This window comes from Streptomyces hesseae (genome assembly GCF_031845785.1).
Classification (GTDB): Bacteria; Actinomycetota; Actinomycetes; order Streptomycetales; family Streptomycetaceae; genus Streptomyces; species Streptomyces hesseae.
Window position 1 is genome coordinate 170,056 of sequence record NZ_JAVRFI010000011.1, and the last position, 23,174, is coordinate 193,229.

Here is a 23,174-nt window from a genome sequence, read left to right on the forward strand (position 1 = left end):
ACCTGCGGGCCGGTGGGGGCTTGTCGCGCAGTTCCTCGCGCCCCTTAGGGGGCGCTCAGGACATCAGTAGCTCGCCCAGGACCCTGCCGTCGTGCGTGACCCAGTCGGCGGCTGCGTCGCTTCCCGTGCCCCTGACCCGGGCGCTGGCGAGGCGTCCGTCCATGCCCAGCACGACCGCGACCGTGCGCCCCCGGGAGTCCCGGGTGAGCGCGGCCGTGCCCCGGTGGGGGACGCCCCCGCCGAGCCAGGGGCCCGGGCGGCCGGAGCCGGCGGACAGCCGTACCAGTCCGGCGGCGTCGCGGGCGGCGAGCACGGTGGCCGTGCCCTCACGCGCCAGCGCCACCCGGCCATAGCCGCCGATGGGCGCGCACTGGGCGGTGACGCGCCAGCCGGCGCCGCCCGGCCGCAGGTCGGCGACGACCACTCGGGAGGTGACCGGTTCGCGCAGGGCCAGGCGCATGCCCCCGCCGGGGAGCGCGGCCAGGCTCAACGGGCCGGTCGCGGCCGGGAGCAGGGTGGGCCCGGCCGCGACCGGCGGCCCGCCCTGCTCCCGGGACCGCCAGTGGTGGACGGTCCGGGGGCCGGCCGCGACGACGTGGACGCGGCCCGCGTCGTCGACGGCGGCGTCCAGGCCGTCCTGGACGACCACGGGCCGCCCGGGGCCCGGGGGCAGGGACCGCCACGCCTCCCACTCCCCGGCGCCGTCGGTGGAGCGGAAGCTCACCCCGCCCGACCGGTTCCGTACGAAGACGAACACCCTGCCGTCCCGGCCGGTCACCGCGACCGGATAGCCCGTCTCCAGCGACCCCGAGGGGTCCTTCTCCGGTGCGCCGAGGGACAGCCACGGGCCGAAGGCCGGGGCTCCGGCGGACACCGTGCCGGTCTGGGCCGTCGTCACCACCTCGCGCCGGTGGGGGACGCCGGGCGCGGGCAGCACGGTGCGCACGGAGAACAGCCCCAGCGTGCCGTCCGCGTGCCGCAGCGCCTGCACTTGGCCTTCCAGCAGGGAGCCCCCCAGGGGCACCGGGCCGGACCAGACGCCGCTGCCCGCCCCCGTCTCCGTCCAGCAGTGGGCCTGTCCGCCGAGGACCGCGAACGCCGCGAGCCGTCCGTCCGGCAGCGGTCGCACCCAGGCCTGTGTGCCGGGGGCGCGATGGCGGAGGTTGTTCGTCCAGCGGGAGTCCTTCGAGCGCGCGCCGACCTTGCGGTCGCCGCACCCGGCCGGATCGCCGCAGTCCCGGCCCCCGACCCAGCCGTAGACGTCGAGGACGGTGGTCTTGTGGGCGGTGGCGGCGTCGTCGAGGCTGTTCGGCAGGAGGGCCACCTCGTAGCCGAGGTAGCTGTCCACGGCCGTGAGCCGGGCGGGTCCCCGCCCCCAGTAGCGGGCCAGGGCCGCCTGCGCGAAGTGGGCGGAGGCCGTGTGGTCCTGGTGGTCGTAGGTGGCGATGCCCTGGAGCACGGAGGGGACGCCGGAGTAGTGCGGCTGGCGTGGCAGGCGGGTGGGGGTGGGGTCGAGGGTCCGGACGACCGTGGGCCGGTGGCGCTCCAGTACGGCGGCGAGCGAGTCGATCACCTGCTCCCGGGTGTAGCGGAAGACGCGGCCGACCGGGCTCGCGGTGGGGACGAGCGTGGGGAGGTCCCGCGTCGCGCCCAGCCACAGGCCCCGCAGGCTGTCGCGGCGCGGCGTCCGCAGGGCCCGGGCCTCGACCAGCTCCATGAAGATCAGCTGGACCCGGGGCGCGGCGGCGAGCGTCTGCGACTCGACCCGGAAGCCCGGCAGAAGCGTCAGCGGCTCGACGTGCCAGGGGCTGAGCCAGTCGCCGGTGACCATGTAAGCGGTCGCCTCCCGGAGCCCGTTGATCCTCGCGCGGGCGAAGTCGGGCCGCCGCTCCGGCAGTCCGGCGTAGCCGGGGCCGGCGTACAGCGCGTTGCGGCCGTCGGATTCGCCGCCGGTCATGCAGACCGTCACCACCGGAGCCCCGCCGCGCAGGCATTGCTCCAGTTCGGGGTTCATGAAATACAGCGAGTCGTCGGCGTGCGCCATGATGTGGACGAACGCCTCCGCCGGGGCTTCGCTCGCGGGCCGCGCGGCGGTGAACCGCCCCCGCTCCGCGCTCTGTTGCGCCCCCGGCGCCGACCACTGGAGCGCGCCAGCCGCGCCCGCTCCGGCGACCAGGCCGCACCCGGCGACCCGGAGGAGCCGGCGACGCGCTATTCGACCTGACACGACGGATCTCCCCTCGACGGCGGTGTGGGGGTGTGACGGTGCGGGTGTGTGCGGAAACGACGGAGCGCGGGGAACGCCCGCGAAGAGAAGGACTGATCGTATGATCCGCGTCCGCCGGTTTTCCCGCTGTTGTGTAACAGCCGTGCCACGGCCGTCATGGGCGGCAATCGAAAATCATGGCAATGTCCGGTGATTCGATGATCCGCGTCCGTTCGGTCCGCGCCCGTTCTCCGGATAACCGTTTGTCATCGATCTCCGCGGTCCCCCGAAACCGATTTGTATGATCGGTGGCGTCTCCTATTGGATCAGTTGTGTGAGTCAATATCAGCAGCCTCCGGCCGCCGGGCAGAACCCGTACGGCCAGACCCCGTACGGCCAGCAGCCCCCCTACGGCTACGGCCAGCCTCAATCTCCTTACTACCCGCCGCCGATGCCCCCGATGGGCGCGGGCGGCCCGCCGCCGCAGGCCCTCGCCGGCCAGGGCGCGCGCCTCGGTGCGCGCATCCTCGACGGCATCTTCGTGGTCATTCTCATGATCATCCCGTTGGTGATCAGTGGCGTGATCAGGTCGGCCGCCGGCGCGGCCCCCCTCGCGACCCTCGTGATGCTCGTCGGCATGATCGCGGTGTTCTTCCTCTACGAGCCGCTGATGCTCTCGAAGTCGGGTTCCACCTTCGGCAAGCGCATCTGCGGCATCCGCGTCGCCCGGCTCTCCGACGGCCAGAACCTCTCCTACGGCGGCGCGCTGTGGCGCATGCTCAGCAGCTACCTCATGGGCTTCGTCCCGTTCCTGGGCCTGCTGAACGTCCTCTGGTGCCTCTGGGACAGCCCCTACCGCCAGTGCCTCCACGACAAGGCCGCCAGCAGCGTCGTCGTCCTGCGCAACGCCTGAGCGCGGGCCGCGGACGCGGCCCGCGCCCCGTCACAGCCGCCGGTCCACCAGGAACCCGGTGAGCGCGACGAGTTCGTCCACCGTACGGGGTGCCAGTGGCACCCCGTACAGGCATTCCCGGGCCGCCGCCACCCGGCGCCGGGCCTCCGCGAGCGCGGCGTCCCGGCCCCCGGCCTCCTCGACCAGCCCCGCCGCGCGACCGGCGGCATCGGCGTCCAGCGGGACGCCCGGGGCGAGGAGCGCGGCGAGCTCGCGGGCGGCGGGGCCGTCCGCCGCCAGCGCGGCCAGTACGGGAAGGGTCTTCTTCCCCCGCGTCAGATCGCTGTGGACCGGCTTGCCCGTGATGCCCGGATCACCCCAGATGCCCAGCAGGTCGTCCACGGCCTGGAAGGCCGGGCCCAGTTGTCGGCCCGCCTCCCCGAGCGCCTCCACCATCAGCGGCGGGGCGCCCGCCAGCACCGGACCCAGCGTCAGGGCGCAGGCCAGCAGGGAGCCGGTCTTGCCCGCCGCCATCGCCTCGTACTCCGCCGGGCGCACGGCCCTCGGCCCCGTCCAGGGCCGGGCCTCGAACAGCAGGTCGTCGGCCTGCCCCCGCACCAGCTCGCGCAGCGCCCCGGCCAGCCGCGCCACCGCCGCCCCGGTGTGCGAGCCACCGTGCCGGGCGAGCGTCTCGACCGCGAGCGCGAACAGCGCGTCCCCGCCCAGCACCGCGGGCCCGGTGCCGTACGCCCGCCAGGCGCTCTCCCGGTGGCGCCGCCGTTCGTCGCCGTCCATGACGTCGTCGTGCATCAGCGAGAAGGTGTGCACCAGCTCGACCGCCACCGCCGCCGTGACGCCCTCGTCCCCGGCCGCGCCCACGGCCTCGGCGCCCAGCACCGCGAGCGCCTGACGGACGCCCTTGCCACCGCCGCCCGCGCTCGGGGTGCCGTCCGCCTCGCACCAGCCGAGCGCGAACGAGGCCATCCGGCGCGGCCACGGGTGGAGGGTGCCCACCGCCTTCCGCAGGGCCGGGTCGACGAGCTCCCGGCAGCGGCCGAGCACCCCCGCCGGCAATACCGGGGGCGGGGACACCAGGGGCGGGGGCGTGTGGACCGACGTCACGTCAGCCCTCCGATCCGGCCCGGCCGGGGACGATCCCGAGCTCCGCGCACGCCTTGTCGACCATGTCCCGGGCGTGCAGCAGCCCCAGCCCGCCCAGCCTGCCACGCAGCTCCTCGAGGTCGGCCGCCGTCTCCGCCAGGTCGCGCCCGAGCCGGGCCCGGGCCTTGACCAGGCCGAGCGTCGCCAGCGCCGCGCCCCGCGGCTCGGACATGGCCCGGAACTCCTCCAGGGCACCGGCGTAGACGTCCCGTGCCTCCTCGTGGCGCCCCGCCCGGAAGAGCACGTTGCCGCGCATCTTGTGGTTGTAGGCCAGCGCGCTGACCAGGTTCATCTCCCGGCAGGCGGTCTCCGCCCGGGACAGCAGCGCCAGCGCCCGGTCCGTCTCGCCCCGCAGGGACAGCACGTCGGCGATGCCGCGCAACGCCCAGGAGTGCCCCCGCGCGTCGTCGGCGCCCTCCGCTATCAGGGCCGCCTCCTCGAACATCTCCAGGGCCTTGTCGTACGCGCCGGTGTTGCGGTGCATCTGCGCGATGCCCTCCAGCGCCCACACCGTGTGCCGGGCCTCGCCCCGCTTCCGGGCCTCCGCCAGCAGCTTCTCGTGCAGCTCGGCGACGGCCCGGTAGTCGCCCTGGATACGGCCGGTCTCGGCCAGTCCGGCGAGCGAATAGCCGCGGGCCACGATGTCCCCGCCGCGCTCGGCGAGGCCGGCGGCCATGGCCAGCCGGCGCCGGGCGAGACGCAGTTCGCCGCGCTGCCGGGCCAGGGTGCCGCCGCTCCAGACCGCCCACGCCATGGCGCCCTCGTCGCCGGCCCCCCGCGCCGCCCGGTAGCTCGCCTTCCAGGCCGCCTCGGCCTCGGTCACCCGGCCCAGCCGCCGGCTGGCCTCGGCGACGGCCAGCCCCGCGTGCGCCGATTCCAGCTCGGATCCGGCCAGTTCGGCGCGCCGTCGCTGCTCCACCGCCTTGGTCAGCACCTCCTCGAGGGAGGAGTTGACCGAGAGCTCGCCGAGCGCGCCCCGGTACTCGGGCGCGAATGCCTTCCCGTACATGTCTGCCTTTCTTCGTGACGCCACGGGCGGGGCGGGCACGGTCGCCCGGCCCCACCAGTGATCACGAAGCTATGGCCAAGGGACGCCCGGGCGAATCCATCCGCGAGGCGGTCCGGTGTACCTCTGAGGGCTGGTGGCCGAAGGGCATGTCATACGTGAGATGTACGCGTCCGAGGAGCTGATAGTTTCTGCGCGTTGATCATCCGTTGACCTTCCGTTCACGGAATCATTACTTGTTGAAGGACGCACCAATGCTTCGCCACCGGCTCCGCCGTTTACACCGTCTTGCCTCCTGCGCGGCGGTCTCGGCCGTCGCCCTCGCCGCCCTGCCGGCGGCCCCCGCCTTCGCGGCCTCCTCCGCGACCCCGCACCTCGACGCCGTGGAGAAGGCGCTGCGCGAGGTCTCGCCCGGCCTCGAGGGCGACGTCTGGCAGCGCACCGAGGGCAACAGGCTGGACGCCTCCGCCGATGACCCGGCGGGCTGGCTGCTCCAGACCCCCGGCTGCTGGGGCGACGACAAGTGCGCCGACCGGCCCGGCACCAAGCGGCTGCTGGCGAAGATGACGGAGAACATCTCCCAGGCGAAGCGCACGGTGGACATCTCCACCCTCGCGCCCTTCCCCGACGGCGCGTTCCAGGACGCGATAGCCGCCGGCCTCAAGGCCGCCGTCGCCTCCGGGAACAAGCTGAAGGTCCGGGTGCTGGTCGGGGCCGCGCCGGTCTACCACCTCAACGTCCTGCCGTCGAAGTACCGGGACGACCTCAAGGCCCGGCTCGGCAAGGCGGCCGACAGCATCACGCTGAACGTCGCCTCGATGACCACCTCCAAGACCAGCTTCTCGTGGAACCACTCCAAGCTGCTCGTCGTGGACGGCGCGTCGGCCATCGCCGGCGGCATCAACAGCTGGCAGGGCGACTACGTCGGCACCGAACACCCGGTGACCGACGTGGACATGGCCCTCACCGGCCCCGCCGCCACCTCCGCCGGCCGCTACCTGGACACGCTGTGGACGTGGACGTGTGCCAACAAGAGCAATGTCGCCAGCGTCTGGTTCACCTCGTCGGGCGGCGACTGCATGCCCACGATGGAGAAGGACGCCAACCCGGCCTCCGCCCCGCGCACCGGGAACGTCCCCGTCATCGCGGTCGGCGGCCTGGGCGTCGGCATCAAGGACTCCGACCCGTCCTCCGCGTTCCGGCCCCGGCTGCCGACCGCCCCCGACACCAAGTGCGTCATCGGCCTGCCGGACAAGACCAACGCCGACCGTGACTACGACACGGTCAACCCCGAGGAGAGCGCCCTGCGCGCCCTGGTGGCCAGCGCCGAGCGCAGCGTCGTCATCTCCCAGCAGGACCTCAACGCCACCTGCCCGCCCATCGCCCGCTACGACATCCGGCTCTACGACCAGCTCGCCGCCAAGATCGCGGCCGGTGTGAAGGTCCGCATCGTCGTCAGCGACCCGGCCAACCGCGGCGCGGTCGGCAGCGGCGGCTACTCGCAGATCAAGTCCCTCGCCGAGATCAGCGACACGCTCCGCGGCCGCCTCGCCCTGGTGACGGGTGATCAGCAGAAGGCGAAGGCCGCCATGTGCGCCAACCTCCAGCTGGCCACCTTCCGCAGCTCGGACAGCGCCAAGTGGGCCGAGGGCCACCCCTACGCCCTCCACCACAAGCTGGTCTCCGTGGACAGCTCCGCCTTCTACATCGGTTCGAAGAACCTCTATCCGTCCTGGCTCCAGGACTTCGGCTACATCGTCGAGAACCCGGAGGCGGCGAAGCAGCTGGAGAACAAGCTGCTCGACCCCGAGTGGACGTACTCGCAGGCGACCGCGACGGTCGACCACGCGAAGGGCGTCTGCGCTATCTGAGCGGCTCGATCCGAGCGGGTTTTCCCGGCCCTGAAGAGGGGGAGTGTCCATGGCGCGGGCCAAGGGCACTCCCCCCTTTCCATAAATAAATACGTTCGACCCTCGGGTGATCATCCGACTGTATTCACTGAAGAGTGAATGGATTTCCTCTCGCGCGGCACCGGGTGCGACCATGCGCACGCCCCGATCCGATCAGTGAGGAAATCTGGAGACTCTATGCAGCGATATGGGGGACGCGACGCACGGCCGCGCCGCTGGGGAGCGGCGCTGACCGCGTCGGTCGCGGCCGTGGCGCTCGCCCTCCCGTCGGCCACCGCCGAAGCGGCGGGCGGACCGGCGGGAATCGGCGCCAAGGGCGCCTATCTGCTCGACGGCGGCACGGGCCGCCCGCTGTGGAGCAAGGAGGCCGACACCCGGCGGCAGATGGCCAGCACCACCAAGATCATGACGGCCGTGGTCGTCCTCGACGAGCACGCCGGCGAGCTGAGCCGGGAGATCCCCGTCAAGCAGTCCTACCGCGACTACGTGGCCCGGACCGGCGCCAGCACCGCCGACCTGCGCACCGGCGACAAACTGACCGTACGCCAGCTGCTCTACGCGCTGATGCTGCCCTCCGGCTGCGACGCCGCCTACGCCCTCGCCGACACCTTCGGCAGTGGGGACACGGAGGAGGAGCGCACCGGGTCCTTCGTCGCCGCCATGAACGCCAAGGCCCGCGAACTGGGAATGCGTAACACCCATTACGACTCGTTCGACGGGATCTCCGGCACCGGCGAGAACTACGGCACCCCGCACGACCTCGCCCTGCTCGCCCGGCACGCGCTGCGCGACGCGACGCTCGGCTCGGTGGTCCGGTCGCTGAACGCCCAGCAGAAGGCGACGAATGTGAATCGCCTCTACACCTGGTACAACACCAATAAACTCCTCGGTTCCTACCGGGGCGTCGTCGGTGTGAAGACCGGGTCGACACAGGCGGCCGGGCCCTGCCTCGTATTCGCCGCCACGCAAAAGGGCCGCACGGTCGTCGGCGTCATTCTCAACGACGCCGTGAGCCGTTATCCGGACGCCGCGAAAATGCTGGACTACGCGTTCGGCGCGACGACCAGGATGACGCTGCGGAAGCTGCCCAAGGGTGCCCACGAGGACTGATCCCGGGCAGCGGGTTCAGTCCTCCTTGGGCGGGCGCGGCGCGGGGACGGAGCCCCGCGCCGGGTGCCGCAGGTACTCGACCGGATGGCAGTAGTCCAGCCCGTCCAGGGGGCCGCCGGAGAAGAAGCGGACCAGGAGGTCCACCAGTTCGGCCGGGCATTCGAGATGGACGAGGTGATCGGCGTTCCGGAGCGTGGTGAACCGCGCGTCCGCGAAGTGGCCCGCCGCTTCCCGGCCGAGCGCGGGCGTGCTCAGCGGGTCGTGCTCGCCGGTCACGACCAGGGCCGGGACCCGCAGGACCGGGCCCGCACCGCCGGACAGCGGCGAATGCAGCATCAGTCGCCGGGAGTTGTCGCAGTACTTGCCTAGGTCGTCCGGGGACATGTCGCGCAGGGCACGGGCCAGACACCGGGCGACGGTCGGGCGCCGGGAGATGGTGACCTGCGGCGAGGCGCACATCATGCCCGCCACGACGCGGTCCACGAACTCCGCGCGCCGGTCCTGCTCGACCAGTCTGATGGTGTGCGTCATATCGGCGCGCAGGGTGTCGGTCAGCCGGGCCATGGTGCCCACGAGCGCCAGCCGTTCGACCCGTTCCGGGTGCTCGCGCGCCCACTGGTAGGCGACGGCGCTGCCGTAGGACGTACCGAGTACGTTGACGGGGGAGGGGGCGACCTTGGCCAGCAGCTGGTCGAGGGCCTCGGCGAGGAAATCGAAGCCGTACCGGGCCGGCAGCCGGTCCGCCTCGCCCCAGCCCGGCAGGTCGACCGTGATGACGCTGGCCGCCTCCAGGCACCCCTGCTCCAGCCGCCCCCAGGCGTTCTTGTACTGGAACGCCCCGCCCACGAAGACCATGGGTGCGATTCTGGCGTCCGGCCGGTGGACGACCCGGCCGCTGTACGCGTAACCGTCGAGGGTGAGCGGGATGACCTCTTCCAAGAGGGCGGTACGCGTCGGCACGGCCGGTCTCCGTTCGTGGGGGGCCTTCATCAGAGGAACGACGGCCAATGGGGGGACGTTACTGCCCATATGCCGTACAGCACGCGGTAACGGACGGGCCGGTCGTGCCCGGGCCCGCTCATGGCCGCATCGCGTGGATCTCCTCGCGGATCAGGGTCGGCAGCCGCGCCGCCAACCGCTGGTGGCCGTGATCGGTGACCACGGCCACCACCGCCTGTGTGTCGTGGAGGAACATGGTCACCGCCAGCGCGCGCTCCGGGCCCAGCGGCGGCAGCCCGCCGACGCCGACGAGCGGGGCCGCGCCGAAGCGCAGACCGCTCGCGTGGGTCGCCACGCTGCTGCACAGCAACGAGGAGTACAGGGGCGAGTTCGCGTAACGACCGAGGGCGTCGCCCAGCAACCCGTACCTCCGGGGCCGCGACGACACCAGGAGCGCCTGGGCCCGTGCCCGTCGTTTGAGCTCCGCCCGCCGGGTGAAGCGGTCGACGGCCGCCAGCCGCCGCAGGGGGTCGTCGTGGGCCGGGAGCGGGACACGGACCGTGGCGTAGTGGTTGCCCAGGACCTCCGGGCCGTCGCCGTCCCGGACGTCCACGGGGACCATGGCGCAGACCCCCGGCAGCCGGGGCAGTCGCCCGGTGGCCCCCGCCGCGCGCAGCGCGCCGGCCGTCGCGGCGAGGAAGACCGCGTTGGCGGAGGCACGCCCCGAGCGCAGGGCGTCCCGGGCGGTGCTCAGCTCGGCCATCGGCACCCGGCTCCAGCCCACCGCCCGCCGGGAGTCCACCGGCCCGTGGAACGGCAGCGGCCGGGCCCGGGGCAGTACGTCCGCCAGGGCGCGGGTCAGTGCGAAGCGGGGCGGGCCGGCCGCCTCCGCCCGGCCGGCCGCGGGCCGGGCGCGGGGGCCGGGCACGGTCGTCGGCGCGTCGAGCAGGGCGCGCAGCAGTGTGATGGCGGACATCCCGTCCAGCAGGGCGTGGTGAGTGCGCAGCAGCAGGGCGAACCCCTCGTCCGTCGGCAGCAGATGGAGCTGCCACGGAGGCCGGGCCGGGCCGAGGGGCTGGGCGAGCAGCTGGGCGGCCCGGACCTCCGGCCCGTCCGGCGCGGAGGACGCCACGACGTGGTGCTCGCAGGAGAAGTCCGGCCCCGGTGTCCACCACGGCCACGCGTCCGGCGCGTCGCCCGGCGTAGCGGGCGTCAGGCGCAGCCGCTCGTAGCGCCCCCACCGGCGCCGGACCCGGTCGCGCAGGTCCGTGAGGGACGGCGGCGAGCCCCGGAACCAGGCGACGAGGCACCAGGTCAGGCAGATCGTCCCGCTGTTCTGGTCCCGGTGCATCCAGGCGTCCAGCGGCGGCATGGCGCTGCCGGACAGGTGCCCGGCGGCCGGCGCGCCGAGGGCGAGGCCGGTGGGGTGGGGATGCGGTGTCACAGGTCTCCTCGTCCGAAGGCGGCCCGGCCCGGCGGCCGGCGCGCGTTGTCCCCCCGAGGGAGCCGGCCGCTCACCGGCCGCGCTCCGCGACCGCGCGGGCCACGGCCCCCGCCCCGTCCTCCAGCCCCAGCCTGGCCGCCAGTTCGGTGGCGCGCCGGGCGAAGCGGGGCTCGCCCGTGGCCCGGCGCAGGGCGGCGGCCAGCCGGTCGGCGGTCAGCCGGGCGAACGGCAGCACCCCCGGGCTCACGCCCAGCCGCGTCAGCCGCTCGGCCCACCACGGCTGGTCGGTGAGGACCGGCACCGGCACCGCCGGCACCCCGGCGCGCAGCCCGGCCGCCGTCGTCCCGGCGCCCGCGTGGTGCACCACGGCCGCCATGCGCGGCATCAGCCAGCCGTGCGGGATCGGGCCGACGGTGATGACGTCGTCGTTCAGCACGGACAGCCCGGCCCAGCCGGACTGCACCACCCCCCGCAGCCCCGCCCGGCGCAGCGCCTCGGCCGTCAGCCCGGCCAGCCGCCCCGGGTCGCCGGGCATCATGCTGCCGAAGCCCACGAACACCGGTGGCGGGCCGGCCGCGAGGAAGTCCGTGACCAGCGCCGGGGGCTGCCAGTCCGCGCACTCGTGCGGCCACCAGTAGCCCGCCACGCCCAGCCCGCCCCGCCAGTCGGCCGGGCGGGGCACCACCGAGGGGCTGAAGCCGTGCCAGATCGGCCATCCGGCGCGCTCCCTGGCCACGCGCAGCCGGTGGGTGCTCCGGTGGGCCAGCCCGAGCCGGGCGTGCAGCTCCCGGTTGGCGCCGGCGTAGACCGCGTCCAGCAGCGCGTTCGCCACATGGCCGCGCAGCCGGTTGGCGTGCCCCGGGGGCCGCCAGGCCGTCGTGCACGGGGAGAACGCGGAGGTGGGGGTGTCGGGCTGGAGGAAGACGCCCATGCTCGGCAGGGCGTGGTAGTCCGCCACCACCCGGCCCAGGGGCGCCGTGATGGCCGACAGCAGGACCAGGTCGGCCTTGAGGTCGACACCGGCGAGGATCCCGTCGACGAGGGAGACCGCGGCCCGCTCGGTGGCCCGGACGAACCGCAGGCCCGCCAGCGGCGCCCGGAGACCGCCCCGCAGCCGGGCGTGCGCGTCCAGCAGCTCCTCGAACGGGTCCGCCGCCAGCGCGCGCATCCGCAGCCCGCAGCAGGCCACCACGTCCGAGAACTTCGCGTGGGTGACGATCTCCACGTCATGGCCCTCGGCGAACAGCCGGTGACCGAGACCGGTGTAGGGGGCGACCGAGCCCATCGTGCCCGCTGTGATGATCTGGATGCGCATCTCCCGGCCTTCCTGCCGCCGCCCTGCCGACTCAACGACAGGCCCCCCGCACCGGATACGGCACGGCGCTATCCGGCCGCCCCGGCGGGGACGGGGAGCGGCTTGGCCTGGCACGTCAGATCCCGCTTCGGCACCACGCCGTCGAGGAGGTAGGCGTCGACGACGCCGTCCACGCAGGCGTTGCCGTTCTGGTACTGGCTGTGGTCGCCGTCGCCGGTGACGGTGACCAGGCGCGAGCCGCGCAGCGCGCGGTGAGCCCTGAGCGCGCCCTCGTAGTACGTGGCCGGGTCGTGGGTGGAGTTGACCATCAGGGTGGCCGGCAGCCCCGCGCCGGTCACCTTCACCTCGGGCGCTCCCGACTTCGGCCAGTACGCGCACACGGAGGCGAACGTGAGCTCACGGGCGCCCAGCAGCGGCAGGTTCACGGTGTCCTTGCCGCTCCGCGCGACCCACTTGTCGATGTCACGACTCCACGGGGTGTCGTTGCAGGTGACCGAGAAGTACTCGGCGAAGAAACCCGGGTCGGGGTAGTGGCCGAAGAGCTGCCCGACGAGCCCCTTCTCCTGCTGCGTCGCGGTGTCCCAGTGGTCGAGCGCCGCGAGCGCGCCCGCCAGCGTGGGGAAGCCCTGGGTCGCCTTGTAGATCGCCGAGCTGGTGCCGGCGTCGAACAGGTTGGGGTCGAGGACCGCCGAGCCGAGGTCCAGCGGGTGGTCGTGGAGGGCCGCGCGCCGGCGCTCCCAGTTCGCCTTGGCCTCGGCGACCGTGCGCCCGTAGTGGTAGACGCTGTCGTACTTGGCCAGCCACGGCAGGAAGTCCTGCTCGAAGCGGCGCTGGAAGCTTTTCGGCTGACCCGTCATCCACTGCTCCATCGTGCTGTCGAAGCCGATGTTGCTGTCGAGTACGGCGCGCTCGACGCGCTGGGGGAAGAGGGTGGCGTAGTAGGCGCCGACCGTCGTGGCGTACGAGGCCCCGTAGTACGAGATCTTCGGCGCCCCGAGCAGCGTGCGGTAGAGGTCCATGTCACGGACCGTCTGCTCGGTGGTCAGGTAGGGCAGCAGGCCGCCGCTGCGCTCCTGGCAGTCGTTCACGAACTTGCGCGAGCGCTCCAGTACGCCCTGGATCGCGGCGGGGGAGCGGTCCCGGGAGTCGCCGGCCATGAGGGCGGGGAACTCCGCGTCGCTCTGGCACACCGCGTGGGTGCTGCGTCCGACGCCGCGCTGGTCGAAGCTCACCACGTCGTACACGGCGGCCACCGAGGGCGATGCCTTGGCGAAGCTCCCGGGCCTCAGCAGTCCCTTGCCGCCCGGGCCGCCCGCCGCCATCATCAGCACCCCGCGCCGCTTGGCCGGGTCGCTCGTCTTGTGCCGGGAGACCGCGATGGTGAGGTCCGGGCCCGCGTCCGGGTGGTGCCAGTCGCGCGGGACGGTCATCGTCGCGCACTCCAGGGACGGGTCCCCCTGGCACGGCTGCCAGTCGAGCTTCTGGTCGGCGTAGCGGGACGGTATGGACTGCGCGGCCGTGACGGCCGGGTGGGGGTGGGCCTGGGCGGCGGCCGCCGGAAGGACGGAGACGGCGAGGGCCGCCACCACGGCGGCCGAGACAGCGGACGCCTTACGACGACGGGACGTAGCGGTTGCGGACATCGGATCCTCCTGCGCGATTGCGGTGACACCATCGATATTCGCGCTCGCCAGGTACATGATCGATCCCGCTGCTATCCGTTCCGGGGGTGGTACCAGTGCCACCCCCAGGGAAAAGTGGAGCCGAAGTCGAGGGTCGGACGAACCCTCTCCCTCAGGAGGACCACGCGTCATGGACATCACCGCACTGCGCGCCGGCACCCCCGGCTGCGCCCACCGGGCCCATCTGAACAACGCCGGCGCAGGCCTGCTCTCCCGCCGGACCCTGGAGACCGTGACCGCCCACCTCGAACTGGAGGCCCGCATCGGCGGCTACGAGGCCGCGACCGAGCGGCTCGACGCCATCGAGGCCGTCCCCGCCGCCGTCGCCGAACTCATCGGCGGACGCGCCGGGGAGGTGGCACTGTTCGACAGTGCGACCCACGCCTGGCATGCCGCGTTCTACGCGCTCTCCTTCCGCCCCGGCGACCGGATCCTGACCGGGCACGCCGAGTACGGCAGCAACATGCTGGCCTATCTCCAGATCGCCCGGCGCACCGGCGCCGAGGTCGTGGTGGTCCCGGACGACGAGCACGGGCAACTGGACACCGCCGCCCTGGAGAAGCTCATCGACGAGCGCGTCCGGCTGGTCGGCGTCACCCACGTCCCCACCGGCGGCGGCCTGGTCAACCCGGTCGCGGACGTCGGCCGGATCACCCGCCGGGCCGGGGTGCCGTTCCTGCTGGACGCCACCCAGTCGGTCGGCCAGTTCCCCGTCGACGTCCGCGGGATCGGCTGCGACATGCTCGTCGCGACCGGCCGTAAATTCCTGCGCGGACCGCGCGGCACCGGATTCCTGTGGGTGCGCCCCGAGACGCTGGAGCACCTCGAACCCCACGTCACCGAGTCCACCGCGGCCGCCTGGGACGACAAGGGCGGCTTCACCTGGCGGGAGGGGATACGGCGGTTCACGACGTTCGAGATGAACTACGCCGCCGTCCTCGGCCTGGGCAGCGCGGTCCGCCAGGCCCTGGAGCTCGGCCCGGCCGTGACCGGCGAACGGACCCTCGCCCTGGGCGCGGCGCTGCGGGAGCGGCTCGACGCGCTGCCGGGCGTCACCACGTACGACCAGGGCCGCGAGCGGTGCGCCATCGTCACCGCCCGGGTGGACGGCGTGCCCTCGGACGAGGTCAAGGACACGCTGACCCGGCACGGGATCAATGTGAGCCTGACCTCGCCCGACCAGGCGCGGACCGAGGGCCGGGACGTCCACCCGCTGGTACGGCTCTCCCCGCACTACTACAACACCGAGGACGAACTCGACCGGGCCGCCGGGGTGCTGGCCGGCCTGGCCCGACCGGGTCAGCCGAGATAGTCGATCTGATAGATGTGCAGGGTCTTCGTCTGGTGCCCCAGGTAGATGACGACGAGGACCTCGTCCAGCACGAGCATCCGCATGATCCCGTCGTCCTCGCCGTACGGGACGGTCACCGTGAACGGGTCCGTGCAGGCCGTGGCGAGGACGTCGCTGAGCCGTGCGCTCACCGACGGCGGGAGGGAGTCCCAGACGGCGGCTATCGTGGCGTCGTACTTGAGCGCGTACACCGCTCCAGGTTCTCAGCCGCAGGGGGTCCCGTGGGCGCGAACGAGGGCGGCGTCCTCCTGGACCTTCTGGGTGATGTCGATCCACTCGCCCGGGACCTCGCCGCCCGCCGCCTCGGCGGCCGCCGCCTGTCGGCCACGCTCGACGGCGGCGAGCGTGCGCTCGGCGATGCCCTGCCACTTCGCGAAGACGGTCAGCATCTCGTGCGCCGGGGCCCGGCCGATCTCGGCGACGAAGCGTCGGGAGAGGTCGGGGCTGCCGAGAGCGTCGCGGATGCGCTCGATGCTCCACGGTCCGGTGGTCATGGGTCCTCCCCGCGTCGGCGGCTCGACCGCCCAGAGTAGCGAAATTGTCCTCTCCGCATGGCGGGAACCCGATGCGGCCGTGGACCGACGCCCGTCTACCGCAGGAGGACCACGCGTCGGAACGACTCCGGCGGGTGGACACCGGACGGTACATACGCCGCGGCGCGCCGGCGGCCGGGTGTGTCGTACAGACATACGGGGTGGTCCGTCTCGTTCCCGGTGACCTCCGCGCCTAAGCGCTCCGCCGGAAGTCCGGCAATCCATCCGCGGGTGCGTCGTGGCTGGTCGCGCCCACGCGGCGTTAGCCGCATATCGACACTGCCCCGCGTCCCTTCGGGGCACTTTCACCCAGCCAGGCCGTACACGCGCCGGGCGTTGTCCGCCGCGACCAGGGCCGCGACCCGCTCCGCGTCCGCGGCTGGCCAGGCGCCCTCCCGCACCCATCCCGTCACCAGCCGGACGAGCGCCCGCCGGAAGAGCTCCGCGCCCACGACATAGAGCTCCGCGAGCCCATAGGCGTCGGTCGAGAACAGCAGCTTGCCGAACGGCGTCAGCTCCAGCATCTCCGCCAGCACGGCCTCGGCCCGCGCGCCGGCGTGCGAGAGGGTCAGCCCCACGTCGGCGTAGACGTGCGGGAAGACGGCCGCGAGATAGGCGGCGCCGCGGTGGTACGGATAGCAGTGCAGCAGGACCACGGTGCAGCCGGTGGGGCGCACGGCCCGGATGAAGTCGGTGAGCAACAGCGGGTCGCTGCGGTGCAGCCGCAGGTCGGGATCGCCGAAGCCGGTGTGGATCTGGAGCGGCAGCCCGGTGCCGGCGGCCGACCACAGCAGATGGCGCAGCAGCACGGGATCGGTCAGCCGTTCGCCGGGGGCACGGGTGACCAGCCACCGGTCCGCGGCCGTGCGCACCTCGGCCGGCCGGGGCCGCTCGGGAGGGAGGTCCAGCCCGTGCCGGTACGCGGCCAGCGACTTGAAGCCCACGACCGTACGGGCCGCATCCGCCACCGACCGGTCCAGGGCGTCCAGGAAGGCGGCCGTGCCGTCGGCGCGGTCGGCGAGCCCCTCCGCCAGCGACTCCAGGCGGACGACCTCATGACACGGGACGTCCCCACCGGCCGCCGCCAGCTCCCGAGGTGTCGTCAGGTCGCCCGGTATCCCGGTGTCCACCACATAGGCGCCGATACCGGTCGCGCCCAGCAGCCGCCGGGTGACCTCGGCCGCGCCCAGCTCGCGGCGGCGGTCGAGATAGCGGCGGGGCGGGGCGTGCGGCTCCAGGTCCAGCAGGGGAGGGCACCAGCGGCGCACCGCGAAGCCGAGCTGGGAGTCGAAGAAACCGGTGCCGGGCGCGGCGGCCGCGTCCGACTCGGTGAGCCATGCCTCGAAGGCGGCGTCCGTGAGGTCGCCGCGCGCCACGCCGTGGCAGTGCTGGTCCACCAGCGGGGGCAACCGCAGACCGGACATCTCAGTACCGTCCCCGGGTGGCCGCCGCGATCTCCTCCGGCGGGACGCCGTCGAACAGCTTCACCTCTCCCTTGCGAACGGCCACGACGGCCTCGAACAGCACGTCGCCCAGCGCGTCGCGCAGCAGCCCCGAGCGCTCGAAGTGCTCCACCGCCTCGCCCAGCGAGGCCGGCAGGCGCGGCGCGACGCCCGTGGCCGCCGGATCGCCGTTCACCGGCGGGGGCAGGGCGAGCCCGGCGTCCAGGCCGGCCAGCCCGGCGGTGATGACCGCGCCGACGGCCAGATAGGGGTTGGCCGCCGGGTCGAAGCACTTGACCTCGGCGTTGGCCGCCCCGGGGGCGTCCGGGGAACCGGCGATGAAGCGCAGCGCGGCCTCCCGGTTCTCCAGGCCCCAGCACTGGAACGCGCCCGCCCACCGCGAGGGCGCGAGCCGCAGATAGCTCGCGGGCGACGGCGCGCCCAGGGCCAGCAGCGCGGGGAGCTCCGCGAGGATCCCGGCGAGGAACGCCTCGCACTCCCGCGTCATGCCGTACGGGCCGTCCCCGCCCGAGCAGAGGGAGCGGTCGTCCTCCCAGAGGCTGAGGTGCAGATGGGCACCGTTGCCCACCCCGTCCGGCTCGACGACGGGCCCGAAGAAGGCGTCGAGGCCATGGGTCAGGGACACGGCCCGGATCGTCTCCCGGACGAGCATGGCGAGATCGGCAGCGCCCACGGGGTCCGTCGCGGCGACCGACACCTCGAACTGTCCCGGCGAGTATTCGGGGTGGATCTGGAGGACGTCGACGCGCTGGGCGGCCAGGGCGTCGAGGATGTCGCCGAGATAGCCGGACAGTTCGGTCACCCGCGCCATCCCGTAGGCCGGGCCGGAACAGGCGTAGGCCGGCCCGGGGCCCTCCGCGCCCGCCCGCGCCACGACCCACTCGGTCTCGAATCCCATGCGCAGCCGCAGCCCCCGGGCGGCCGCCGCCTCGGTCGCCCGGCGCGCGAACAGCCGCTGGCAGGCGGCGTACGGCCCGCCGTGCTGCTCGTAGCGGTCGGCGGGCGCCCAGGCCCAGCCGGGCCGGGCGGCCAGCATGGTCAGCCGGTCCAGGTCGGGGAAGAGCCGCAGGTCCCCGTCGGGGCCGCCGATGTGCGGGCTGGTGACGCTGGAGTCGTCGACGAGGAACACGTCGAAGCAGGGCGACATGCCCACGCCCCAGCGGGCGGCGTGCGCGAGCCGGTTCGTGGGGACGGTCTTGACGCGGGAGATGCCCGCGTTGTCCACCCAGGCGAGGGCGACGCCGTGGACGCCCTGCGCGGTGAGCTGCGCGGCCGCCTGCCGGGCCGCCGACTCCTCCCGCTCCCGGTCGGGTCGTTCCACGGCCGCTCCTTCCGTCGATAAAAACCTGTCGAGAAAAGCCTGTCGGGAAAATCGAGAAGGCGGACCGCGCCCGGGGAACCGGGCACGGTCCGCTCGTATTACACCTCACCGGCCCCGGCCCGCGCCGGAGATCCGGAGCACGCGTCAGCGCAGCGAGGTGAGCTTGTTCAAGGTGTCGCGCGCGGCACCGGTGGGCTTGGCCGGGCCGCAGTACTCGGCCTGGATCAGGCCGGGCAGGTCGGCGTGCCAGTCGCCGTTGTAGTTGAACGCGGCGGTATGGGTGCCCTTCTCGTCGGAGACGACCAGGGAGGTGGAGCCGTGGATGCCGCCGCTGTGGGTCCAGACGGTCACCCCGCAGGACAGGGTGGCCCGCATGACGCCGAGCCCGTAGCCGCCCGGCGCGCCCTCGCTCATGGGAATGGCGGTGAGCAGTTCGCGCTGCTGCTTCCCGGGCAGGAGCTTGCCGCCCAGCAGCGCGCTGTAGAGGCGGTTGAGGTCGCCGGTGGTGGAGATGATCGCGCCGGCCGACCCGCCCCAGGAGGGGTTGAGCTCGGTGACGTCGTGGACCTTCGCGTCAGGCTCCTCTTTGAGGAGCTTGCTGTAGGCGCGTCCGTGCGGGTTGGGCATCGCGGAGGAGGTGCCGGGGTACGTGGTGGAGCGCAGACCGGCGCGGTGGATGACGCGCTGGGTGATCTCGGTGGCGTAGGAGCGCCCGGTGACCTTCTCGACGATCATCCCGGCGACGATGTAGTTGGTGTTGGAGTAGTGGAAGCCCTTGCCCGGCGCGAAGTAGGGGTCGTGCCGCAGGGCCACGTCCACGAGTTCGCGCGGGGTGCGTGTCTCGAAGCGGCGCTCCATGAACTCCGTGGAGATGTACTCCTTGAAGCCGGGGTCCTCGGTGTAGTTGTAGATCCCGCTGCTGTGGTTGAGCAGCTGACGGATGGTGACGTTGCGGCCGTCGTGGCCGCCGTTGCCGCGCAGGACGCCCGGCAGCCTGCTCTCCACGGTGTCGTCGAGGCTCAGCCTGCCCTCGGCCTCCAGCTGGAGGAGGACGACCGAGGCGAAGACCTTGCTGATGCTGCCGACGCGGAACCGGTCCTCGGGGAGCCGGGGCCGGTGGGTGTCGAGGTCGGCGACGCCCGAGGACCCGTTCCAGGTGAGGGTCTTGTCCTGAAGTCTCTCCCGGGCCTGTCCGAGGACGCCGGGTACGCCCGCCTTGACTCCGGCGTCCATCAGGTCCTGGGTCGCGCGGTGGCCGCGCTCCGGGCCGGGCGCGGCGGAGGCCGCCGGGGCCGTGGCGGTGAGGGCGCCGGCGGCCGTCGCGGCCACCACGAACCCGGTCAGTGCTCTGCGTATGGACCGTGCGGTCATCTTCTGTGCCTCTCGTACGGGAACGCGGACACTTCCCAGGACCGCTGCGATGTCCTGTGAGTTGAGCGGCAGTTGAGACGACGTGAGGGGAAGGGAGGGATTTCGGCCAGGCCGCGTCCGGGCATTCAGTCGTATGGTCCGACCGGAGATATCCCGGAATTTCACACTCGACTTCGCAATCTCACCCGATCGACGGAATGCACCCGGGGTGACCTGGAATCTACGCTTGGTGTATGTCGATGTGGGGTCGCACAGCGGTACCGCAGCCCGTGCTGCGGGCTGCGGTCGCCGTGCTGGCCTCCCTGCTGCTGGTGCTGACCGGGTCGGCGTCCGCCGGGATGGAGCGCGTCTCCGTCCGTGAGGAGACCCTCGCCTCCGCCTCGCTGTCCGACGACTCGTCCGACGAGTGCGTCGCCTGCGCGCCCGAGCAGCGTGTGCCACGTCCGGGGAGGGTCGGGCGGCCGGCGGGCAGGCTCGTCTGCCCGCCGGCCTTCGCGTCGTCCGCCGGGGGGACCGGGGGGCTCCCCGGCGGCGGAGTTCCGCCGCGGCCCGGCGACACCGTCGCCGCGGGCCACGCACAGCATTCCGTTCTGCGCTGCTGAGCACGGCCACGCCCCGCCCCCGCCGCCGACGCGCGATGGGCAGTGGGCGGGGCGTCGCTGACACCCGGGCTCGTCCCGGCAGGCCGGCAGTTCAGACCCAGGAGTGACGCCATGCGCATCGATTCCGCGCGTGCTCTCGGCGCCTATGTGCGCGCCGAGGCCTATCGCGCCCACCACCCCGCTCCCGAGCCGGAGCCCGCCCCCGTCGTCGTCGAGGAACGGCCGGACGCGTCCACGGGCGCGGAGGACGTGATCCCGCCGGAGTCGCGCCGGGCGGGGGTGCTCGCCCGGCTGCTGTTCCTCCGTCAGGAATAGCGGAGGCCTCCCGGCAGCGAACGGATTCCGCGGCCCGCCGTCCCGGCGGGCCGCTTCGCTGTGCCGGGCCGCGTCCGGAAGGGGGCCCACCCCGCGAGGTGACTTTAAGGTAAGGCTAACCTAATATCCAGCTTGTCCGGCGGGAGTGATCCCGTACGGCGCCCCCTTCTCGTATCCCATCCCGACGTCCGGAGCATCTGATGACCTCGCCCAACCGCCTCCTCCAGTCCGCCCCGCGCCGCGCGGCGCAGGCTCTCGCCGCTGTGGGTGCGGCCGCGCTGCTGCTCACCGGCTGTGGCTCCGACTCGGACTCGGGCTCGGACAAGACGAAGGACGAGGCGGCGGCGTCGGGCGGCGAGACGCGCATGATCAAGGACGCGACCGGCACGGCCGTCAAGGTGCCCACCCACCCCAAGCGCGTCGTCACCCTCACCCAGGAGGACCTGGACGCGGTGCTGGCGCTCGGCATCAAGCCGGTCGGCATCACCAACGGCCAGGGCCTGAACAAGCCCCCGGCCTACCTGGAGGACAAGGTCAAGGGCATCAACGTCGTCGGCAACCTGCTCCAGCCGGTGATGGACAAGGTCCTCGCGGCCAAGCCCGACCTGATCCTCGCCGGTGACATGCAGGACCAGAATGTCCTCAAGCAGCTCCGCGAGATCACCCCGGCCACCCTGGTCACCATGGCCCCGACCGACGACTGGAAGCTGTCCTTCCGGGGTGTCGCCAACGCCGTCAACGGCCTGGACAAGGCCAACAAGGTCATCGCCGACTACGAGGCCAAGGCCAAGAAGGCCGGCGAGGAGCTCGGCGAGAACAAGGGCGCCGAGGTCTCCATCGTCCGCTGGAACCCGGACGGCCCCAGCTGGATGGAGAAGAAGCAGTTCGCCAGCGGCGTCGCCCTGGACATGGGCCTCAAGCGCCCCAAGACGCAGGACAAGGACGGCAACGCCCACACCCCGGCGCTCAGCCTCGAGAAGATCAGCGAGATCGACGGCGACTGGCTGTTCCTCTCCACGCTGACCTCGGACGGCGAGAAGGCCCTCAAGGACGTCCAGGAGAAGCCCGCGTACAAGGACCTGAACGCGGTGAAGAAGAACCACGCCGTGACCGTGAACGGTTCGGTCTGGTCCACGCGTGGTGGTCCGCTCGCCAGTGATGTCGTCATCGACGACATCACGAAGGCGCTCAAGAAGTAGGCAGCACCCCGGACGGGCTGACTTCTGTCAGCCCGTCCGGCGTTTGAGGACCGGGGGTCCGGGGGCGGAGCCCCCGGTTACGTGCGCCGCGCCGCCGCGAAGTCGGCGGCCGTCCACGCCATTCCGATCGCCCCGTCGAGGATCGCCCGCTCCGCCTCCGGCGAAACCGCCGCCTCGGCGAACTCCGGCTCGTGCGGCCCGCACGAGCCGCCCGTGATGTCCAGCACCGGATGGATCGACGGGACCACGTGCGAGACATTGCCCATGTCCGTACAGGCGAACGCGTCCTTCCGCTGCGGCTCGGGCCGCCCCAGCGCCCGGGCGTTGGCCGTCCACAGGGCGATCAGACCGGGGTCGGTGCGGAAGTCCAGGTAGTCCGGCTCGGGACGGGTCAGCGACACCTCGCAGCCGGTGGCCAGCGCCCCGGCGCGGAAGCACGCCTCCACACGCTCGCGCAGCTCCCGCAGGTCCTCCGCGGCCGAGGCGCGGATCTCGTACTCGGCGGTCGCCCGGTCGGGGATCAGATTGGGCGCCGTGCCCGCCCCCGTGGTCACCCCGTGCACCTTCCACTGCGGCGGCAACTGCTGGCGCAGCAGCCCCAGCGCGACCTGCGCCACCGTCAGGGCATCGGCGGCGTTGCGGCCTTCATGGGCGTTGAGGCTGGGGTGCGCCGCCTTCCCCCGGTACTCGACCGAGAGCGTGCCCAGCGCGAACGAGCGGAACTCGGCCACCTCGAACGGGCAGGGGTGGACCATCATCGCGGCGTCCACCCCCTCGAAGGCCCCCGCCTCCAGCAGCAGCGCCTTGCCCGCGCCGCGCTCCTCGGCCGGGGTGCCCAGCACCCGCACGGTCAGGCCCAGTTCGTCCGCGAAGGGGGCCAGGCCGAGCGCCGCGCCGACGCCCGCCGCCGCGATCAGATTGTGGCCGCAGGCGTGCCCGAGGCCGGGCAGGGCGTCGTACTCGCAGGCGATGGCCACGGTGACCGGGCCGGAGCCGGCGGTCGCCGTGAACGCCGTGTCCAGGCCATGGGTGGGGGCGGTGACGGCGAAACCGTGCTCCCGCAGCGTCTCCGCGCACCACGCGGCCGCCTGATGCTCGGTGAAGGCCGTCTCGGGGTGGGCGTGAATGCGCCGGCTGAGCGCCAGAAGCCCCTCGCGGCGGTCCAGAACGCGCTCGCGTATGGCTGATTTGAGGCCCTCGGCCACGGTCATGTCCGCTCCATTGTCGTCGTCTCCGCGCGGTGTCCGGAACAGCCGGACCCACGCTCACAAGCGATCAGAAAATAGCTTAGGCTTACCTAAGCTGGCGCACCGGGGGTTACCGGTGCGACCAGGAACGTTCGCCAGAAACCGGG

General features: G+C 73.0%; 20 protein-coding genes. 7 read left to right on the forward strand and 13 right to left on the reverse strand.

Annotation, left to right across the window (positions count from 1 at the left end; all coding sequences use genetic code 11):
* Nucleotides 1-55 precede the first annotated feature (55 nt).
* Nucleotides 56-2,227, reverse strand: a complete 2,172-nt coding sequence (locus RM609_RS18995) for a PIG-L family deacetylase (RefSeq protein ID WP_311612403.1) — start codon at nucleotides 2,225-2,227, stop codon at nucleotides 56-58.
* A 313-nt stretch (nucleotides 2,228-2,540) separates the two neighbouring features.
* On the opposite strand from RM609_RS18995, the gene RM609_RS19000 reads away from it, so the two are divergent.
* A complete protein-coding gene (locus tag RM609_RS19000; RefSeq protein ID WP_311612405.1) occupies nucleotides 2,541-3,119 on the forward strand; it encodes an RDD family protein in 579 nt (192 codons plus the stop codon).
* Nucleotides 3,120-3,149: 30 nt separating this feature from the next.
* Here RM609_RS19000 and RM609_RS19005 read toward each other — a convergent pair whose 3' ends face one another.
* On the reverse strand, nucleotides 3,150-4,220 hold the full coding sequence (locus RM609_RS19005; protein ID WP_311612407.1) for a polyprenyl synthetase family protein: 1,071 nt from the start codon (nucleotides 4,218-4,220) through the stop codon (nucleotides 3,150-3,152).
* Between the two features lies 1 nt (nucleotide 4,221).
* Complete coding sequence (locus tag RM609_RS19010) at nucleotides 4,222-5,268, reverse strand: tetratricopeptide repeat protein (RefSeq protein ID WP_311612409.1); 1,047 nt, start codon at nucleotides 5,266-5,268, stop codon at nucleotides 4,222-4,224.
* A 251-nt stretch (nucleotides 5,269-5,519) separates the two neighbouring features.
* On the opposite strand from RM609_RS19010, the gene RM609_RS19015 reads away from it, so the two are divergent.
* Nucleotides 5,520-7,136 carry a phospholipase D-like domain-containing protein gene (locus RM609_RS19015; RefSeq protein WP_311612410.1) on the forward strand — a complete coding sequence of 539 codons (1,617 nt, stop codon included), beginning with the start codon at nucleotides 5,520-5,522 and terminating at the stop codon, nucleotides 7,134-7,136.
* 216 nt (nucleotides 7,137-7,352) lie between these two features.
* Nucleotides 7,353-8,285, forward strand: a complete 933-nt coding sequence (locus RM609_RS19020; RefSeq protein ID WP_311612411.1) for a D-alanyl-D-alanine carboxypeptidase family protein — start codon at nucleotides 7,353-7,355, stop codon at nucleotides 8,283-8,285.
* Nucleotides 8,286-8,300: 15 nt separating this feature from the next.
* Here RM609_RS19020 and RM609_RS19025 read toward each other — a convergent pair whose 3' ends face one another.
* From RM609_RS19025 to RM609_RS19040, 4 genes are all read right to left on the reverse strand, one after another.
* Nucleotides 8,301-9,245 (reverse strand): alpha/beta fold hydrolase, encoded by a 945-nt coding sequence (locus RM609_RS19025; protein WP_311612413.1) that lies wholly within the window; start codon nucleotides 9,243-9,245, stop codon nucleotides 8,301-8,303.
* 118 nt (nucleotides 9,246-9,363) lie between these two features.
* Complete coding sequence (locus RM609_RS19030; protein ID WP_311612415.1) at nucleotides 9,364-10,668, reverse strand: wax ester/triacylglycerol synthase domain-containing protein; 1,305 nt, start codon at nucleotides 10,666-10,668, stop codon at nucleotides 9,364-9,366.
* A gap of 70 nt (nucleotides 10,669-10,738) precedes the next feature.
* Nucleotides 10,739-11,983 carry a glycosyltransferase gene (locus tag RM609_RS19035; protein WP_311612416.1) on the reverse strand — a complete coding sequence of 415 codons (1,245 nt, stop codon included), beginning with the start codon at nucleotides 11,981-11,983 and terminating at the stop codon, nucleotides 10,739-10,741.
* Between the two features lie 68 nt (nucleotides 11,984-12,051).
* Nucleotides 12,052-13,626: an alpha/beta hydrolase gene (locus RM609_RS19040; protein ID WP_311612417.1), complete on the reverse strand. Its 1,575-nt coding sequence runs from the start codon at nucleotides 13,624-13,626 to the stop codon at nucleotides 12,052-12,054.
* Between the two features lie 169 nt (nucleotides 13,627-13,795).
* On the opposite strand from RM609_RS19040, the gene RM609_RS19045 reads away from it, so the two are divergent.
* On the forward strand, nucleotides 13,796-14,977 hold the full coding sequence (locus RM609_RS19045) for an aminotransferase class V-fold PLP-dependent enzyme (RefSeq protein ID WP_311612418.1): 1,182 nt from the start codon (nucleotides 13,796-13,798) through the stop codon (nucleotides 14,975-14,977).
* On the opposite strand, the gene RM609_RS19050 is transcribed toward RM609_RS19045, so the two are convergent.
* The 5 genes from RM609_RS19050 to RM609_RS19070 form a co-directional block, all read right to left on the reverse strand.
* Nucleotides 14,965-15,207 (reverse strand): hypothetical protein, encoded by a 243-nt coding sequence (locus RM609_RS19050; RefSeq protein ID WP_311612420.1) that lies wholly within the window; start codon nucleotides 15,205-15,207, stop codon nucleotides 14,965-14,967. The genes RM609_RS19045 and RM609_RS19050 overlap by 13 nt on opposite strands.
* A gap of 12 nt (nucleotides 15,208-15,219) precedes the next feature.
* Nucleotides 15,220-15,510 carry a hypothetical protein gene (locus tag RM609_RS19055; RefSeq protein WP_311612422.1) on the reverse strand — a complete coding sequence of 97 codons (291 nt, stop codon included), beginning with the start codon at nucleotides 15,508-15,510 and terminating at the stop codon, nucleotides 15,220-15,222.
* 344 nt (nucleotides 15,511-15,854) lie between these two features.
* Entirely contained in the window at nucleotides 15,855-16,973 is a 1,119-nt protein-coding gene (locus RM609_RS19060) for an amidohydrolase family protein (RefSeq protein ID WP_311612424.1), read from the reverse strand.
* A gap of 1 nt (nucleotide 16,974) precedes the next feature.
* Nucleotides 16,975-18,333 (reverse strand): type I glutamate--ammonia ligase, encoded by a 1,359-nt coding sequence (locus tag RM609_RS19065; RefSeq protein ID WP_311612426.1) that lies wholly within the window; start codon nucleotides 18,331-18,333, stop codon nucleotides 16,975-16,977.
* 144 nt (nucleotides 18,334-18,477) lie between these two features.
* Nucleotides 18,478-19,704 carry a serine hydrolase domain-containing protein gene (locus RM609_RS19070; RefSeq protein ID WP_311612427.1) on the reverse strand — a complete coding sequence of 409 codons (1,227 nt, stop codon included), beginning with the start codon at nucleotides 19,702-19,704 and terminating at the stop codon, nucleotides 18,478-18,480.
* Between the two features lie 233 nt (nucleotides 19,705-19,937).
* On the opposite strand from RM609_RS19070, the gene RM609_RS19075 reads away from it, so the two are divergent.
* From RM609_RS19075 to RM609_RS19085, 3 genes are all read left to right on the forward strand, one after another.
* A complete protein-coding gene (locus RM609_RS19075) occupies nucleotides 19,938-20,306 on the forward strand; it encodes a hypothetical protein (RefSeq protein ID WP_311612428.1) in 369 nt (122 codons plus the stop codon).
* Nucleotides 20,307-20,417: 111 nt separating this feature from the next.
* Nucleotides 20,418-20,621 (forward strand): hypothetical protein, encoded by a 204-nt coding sequence (locus tag RM609_RS19080; RefSeq protein WP_311612430.1) that lies wholly within the window; start codon nucleotides 20,418-20,420, stop codon nucleotides 20,619-20,621.
* 200 nt (nucleotides 20,622-20,821) lie between these two features.
* On the forward strand, nucleotides 20,822-21,820 hold the full coding sequence (locus tag RM609_RS19085; RefSeq protein WP_311612431.1) for an ABC transporter substrate-binding protein: 999 nt from the start codon (nucleotides 20,822-20,824) through the stop codon (nucleotides 21,818-21,820).
* A 77-nt stretch (nucleotides 21,821-21,897) separates the two neighbouring features.
* On the opposite strand, the gene RM609_RS19090 is transcribed toward RM609_RS19085, so the two are convergent.
* Nucleotides 21,898-23,031: a M20 family metallopeptidase gene (locus RM609_RS19090; protein ID WP_311612433.1), complete on the reverse strand. Its 1,134-nt coding sequence runs from the start codon at nucleotides 23,029-23,031 to the stop codon at nucleotides 21,898-21,900.
* Nucleotides 23,032-23,174: the final 143 nt, after the last annotated feature.

Excerpts from the sequence above, each read along its gene's own strand:
- RM609_RS19080 (WP_311612430.1), top strand. The coding sequence starts at position 20,418 with ATGCGCATCGATTCCGCGCGTGCTCTCGGCGCCTATGTGCGCGCCGAG.
- RM609_RS19090 (WP_311612433.1), bottom strand. The coding sequence starts at position 23,031 with ATGACCGTGGCCGAGGGCCTCAAATCAGCCATACGCGAGCGCGTTCTG.
- RM609_RS19040 (WP_311612417.1), bottom strand. The coding sequence starts at position 13,626 with ATGTCCGCAACCGCTACGTCCCGTCGTCGTAAGGCGTCCGCTGTCTCG.
- RM609_RS19020 (WP_311612411.1), top strand. The coding sequence starts at position 7,353 with ATGCAGCGATATGGGGGACGCGACGCACGGCCGCGCCGCTGGGGAGCG.
- RM609_RS19015 (WP_311612410.1), top strand. The coding sequence starts at position 5,520 with ATGCTTCGCCACCGGCTCCGCCGTTTACACCGTCTTGCCTCCTGCGCG.
- RM609_RS19085 (WP_311612431.1), top strand. The coding sequence starts at position 20,822 with ATGACCTCGCCCAACCGCCTCCTCCAGTCCGCCCCGCGCCGCGCGGCG.
- RM609_RS19075 (WP_311612428.1), top strand. The coding sequence starts at position 19,938 with ATGTCGATGTGGGGTCGCACAGCGGTACCGCAGCCCGTGCTGCGGGCT.
- RM609_RS19060 (WP_311612424.1), bottom strand. The coding sequence starts at position 16,973 with ATGTCCGGTCTGCGGTTGCCCCCGCTGGTGGACCAGCACTGCCACGGC.
- RM609_RS19070 (WP_311612427.1), bottom strand. The coding sequence starts at position 19,704 with ATGACCGCACGGTCCATACGCAGAGCACTGACCGGGTTCGTGGTGGCC.
- RM609_RS19055 (WP_311612422.1), bottom strand. The coding sequence starts at position 15,510 with ATGACCACCGGACCGTGGAGCATCGAGCGCATCCGCGACGCTCTCGGC.
- RM609_RS19045 (WP_311612418.1), top strand. The coding sequence starts at position 13,796 with ATGGACATCACCGCACTGCGCGCCGGCACCCCCGGCTGCGCCCACCGG.
- RM609_RS19035 (WP_311612416.1), bottom strand. The coding sequence starts at position 11,983 with ATGCGCATCCAGATCATCACAGCGGGCACGATGGGCTCGGTCGCCCCC.
- RM609_RS19010 (WP_311612409.1), bottom strand. The coding sequence starts at position 5,268 with ATGTACGGGAAGGCATTCGCGCCCGAGTACCGGGGCGCGCTCGGCGAG.